General features: G+C 68.7%; 1 protein-coding gene. It reads right to left on the bottom strand.

Annotated elements, in window-relative coordinates; all coding sequences use genetic code 11:
* Nucleotides 1-3,032 (bottom strand): condensation domain-containing protein (locus ABZ858_RS37120; RefSeq protein WP_361389425.1); only part of this gene is annotated, 3,032 nt, incomplete at its 3' end.
* Nucleotides 3,033-3,056 lie beyond the last annotated feature (24 nt).

Genomic DNA, 3,056 nt, shown 5'->3' with positions numbered 1-3,056 from the left:
GTGTTGTCCATCGGCCGACCGATCGGCACCGAACCACCCACGACCGCACCCACCGGAACCTCGTACTGCGTCGCACACAAGGTGATCTCCGTCGGCCCGTACAACACCCGCACCACCGTGCCCGGACACGCCTCCACCACCCTGCGCACCGCCACCGGCGACACCACATCACCACCCGTCAACACCTCACGCAGCTGGGTGAGGCAGGTCGGGGCCTCCTCGGCTATAACGCGGAAAAGTCCCGCCGTGAGCACCACGCCCGTGATGTCGTGAACCTTGATCAGCTGTTCCAGGGACAGAGCGTCCAGGTTTCCCGGAGGCGCGACGACGATGGTCGCGCCGGAGAGGAGAGGGGCCCAGAGCTCGAACGTGGAGGCATCGAAGGCGTACGGCGAGTGGAAGAGGACGCGCTCGTGGTTGTCCGTCTCCCAGCAGCGGTCCAGCACGAGGTCCGCCACGCTGCGGTGGGTGGCGGCCACGCCCTTGGGTTCACCGGTCGACCCGGACGTGTACATCACATAGGCGAGTCCGTCCGCACCCGCAGCACCGGCCGACTTCACCGGTCCCGGCGCGGAAGCCGCCCTGAGGACTTCATCGACGCAGATGATCTCGGCCGTCCCTGCGAACTCGGCGGCTTCAGCCGGGCGGTCCGTCACCAGCAGTTCAGCGGCGCAGTCTGCCATGACCAGTCGACGTCGGCTCGGCGGGTGACCCTCGTGCAGCGGTACGTAGTGGGCGCCGGTCTTCAGGACGGCCAGCAGCGCGGTCACCAGGTCAGCGGACCGCTCCATCCACAGGCCGACCGCGTGCTCGGGTCCGGCGCCCTTGGCGGCAAGATGGCGCGCCAGTCGGTCCGCGCGCTCGTTCAGTTGCGAATAGGTGAGCTCAAGCTCGTCGCTCACCACCGCTGACGCGTCGGGGGTCCGTGCGACGTGCGCTTCGAACAGCTGGGTGAGTGTCGCCCCCGGCCTTTCGCGCGCGGTGTCGTTCCAGACGCGCAGGACCCTTTCGCGTTCGGCCGCCCCAAGGACGTTCATCTGGCGGACGGGGGCGTCGGGCGATGCGGCGACGGCGTCGAGGAGCTGGATCAGTCGTCGGGCGAGATGTTCGACGGTAGTCCTGTCGAACAGATCGGTGCGGTAGTCCAGGCGCCCTTCGAGCCCTGCGGGCGTGCTGTCGTCGTGCGTCTCACCCAGGCTGACGGACAGATCGAACTTCGCGACCGTCCCCTCCACCGGCTCCGGCCGTACGGCCAGGTCGGGCAGTACGAGTCCGGACTCGGTCGTCGATCCGGCCGTGGCACTGCGGAAGGCGGAGAGGAGCGGTGCATGGTGCTGCACGGTCAGCATGACTTGGAAGAGGGGGTGGCGGGCCATGGAGCGTGCCGGGTTGAGGATCTCCACGAGCCGCTCGAACGGCACGTCCTGGTGGGCGTAAGCCGCCAGGTCGGCTTCCCGGACGCGCTCCACCACCTGCCGGAACGTCGGATCGCCAGAGACATCGGTCCGCAGGACCAACGTGTTCACGAAGAACCCGACGAGGTCGTCGAGGGCGTCGTCGGTACGGCCCGCGACCGGTGTCCCTATCGGAATGTCCTCCCCGGCGCCCATCTTCGACAGAAGGACCGCCAGCGCCGCCTGTACGGTCATGAACATGCTCGCCCCGCAGGAGCGCGACAGCTCCACCAGACGGGCGTGCGTTTCGGCCGAAACCCGTACGCCGACCGATGCACCCTCATGGGAGGCCACGACGGAGCGCGGGTGGTCGACCGGGAGCTCCAGCTGCTCCGGAAGATCGGCCAAAACCTGTTTCCAGTAAGCGACCTGGGCGGCGATCACGCTGTCCGGGTCGTCCTCGTCACCGAGGGCCTCTCGCTGCCACAGCGTGTAGTCCGCGTACTGCACCTCAAGCGGCTGCCACTCGGGGGCAGCACCCTGGGAGCGAGCGACGTACGCCTGCGACAGGTCCTTCGCCAGCGGCGCCAACGACCACCCGTCGGCGGCAATGTGATGAACCACCAAGACCAGAACACATTCGCCGGGGGTGTCGGTGACGTCCAGCACCCTGACCCGCCACGGCAGGTCCCGCTCCAGATCGAAGCCGGCGGTGACCACCGCTGCCACAGCGGCCGGCACCCCGGCCTCCGAGACCTGCTCGACGACACATTCCGGAACCCCGCCGGCACCTGCCAGGATTTCCTGCCGCGGCTCACCGTCCACCTGCGGGAAAACCGTGCGCAGGCTCTCGTGCCGACCCGCGACGTCCGCCAGAGCCGCCCGCAGCGCCTCCACGTCCAGCTCACCCGTCAACCGCAGAGCGAGGGGAATGTTGTACGTCGCCGAGACACCCTCGAGCTGGCCCAGGAACCACAGACGGCGCTGCGCGAACGACACCGGGAGAATATCCGGCCGCACCCGCCGCCCCAACGGCTCCCGCACCCGACCACCCTCATCGAGCCGGTCCACCAGCCCGGCGACGGTCGGGGCCTCGAACAGGGACCGGATGCTCACCTCCACCCCGAGAACAGTCCGGATCCGGCTGGCCAGTCGAGTCGCCAGCAGCGAGTGCCCGCCGAGGTCGAAGAAGCTGTCGTCGATCGACACCGACTCGACACGGAGGATCTCGGCGAACAGACCGCACAGGATCTCCTCGCGCGGTGTCCTCGGCCCACGTCCGACGGTGGCCACGACGTACTCCGGTACCGGCAGGGCCCGCCGGTCCAGCTTGCCGTTCGGCGTCAACGGCAGGGCGTCAAGCACGACGAACGCCGACGGCACCATGTAGTCCGGCACGTGCTCGGACACATGCTGACGCAGCAGGGACGTGTCGGAACCGATCAGTGCCCCGTCCACGCCCACCGCACCCACGACGTAGGCAATGAGGCGCTTGTCGCCGGGCTCGTCCTCCCGCACGACGACCGCCGCCTGGGCGACCTGCTCATGCCCAGCGAGGACGGCCTCAATCTCGCCCGGTTCGATACGGAAGCCCCGCACCTTCACCTGCGCATCAGCACGCCCCACGAACTCCAGCACACCATCCGCCGACCACCGCACCAC

The sequence above is a fragment of the Streptomyces sp. NPDC047017 genome (genome assembly GCF_040644175.1).
Classification (GTDB): Bacteria; Actinomycetota; Actinomycetes; order Streptomycetales; family Streptomycetaceae; genus Streptomyces.
This window is presented reverse-complemented; position numbering and strand designations above follow the sequence as displayed.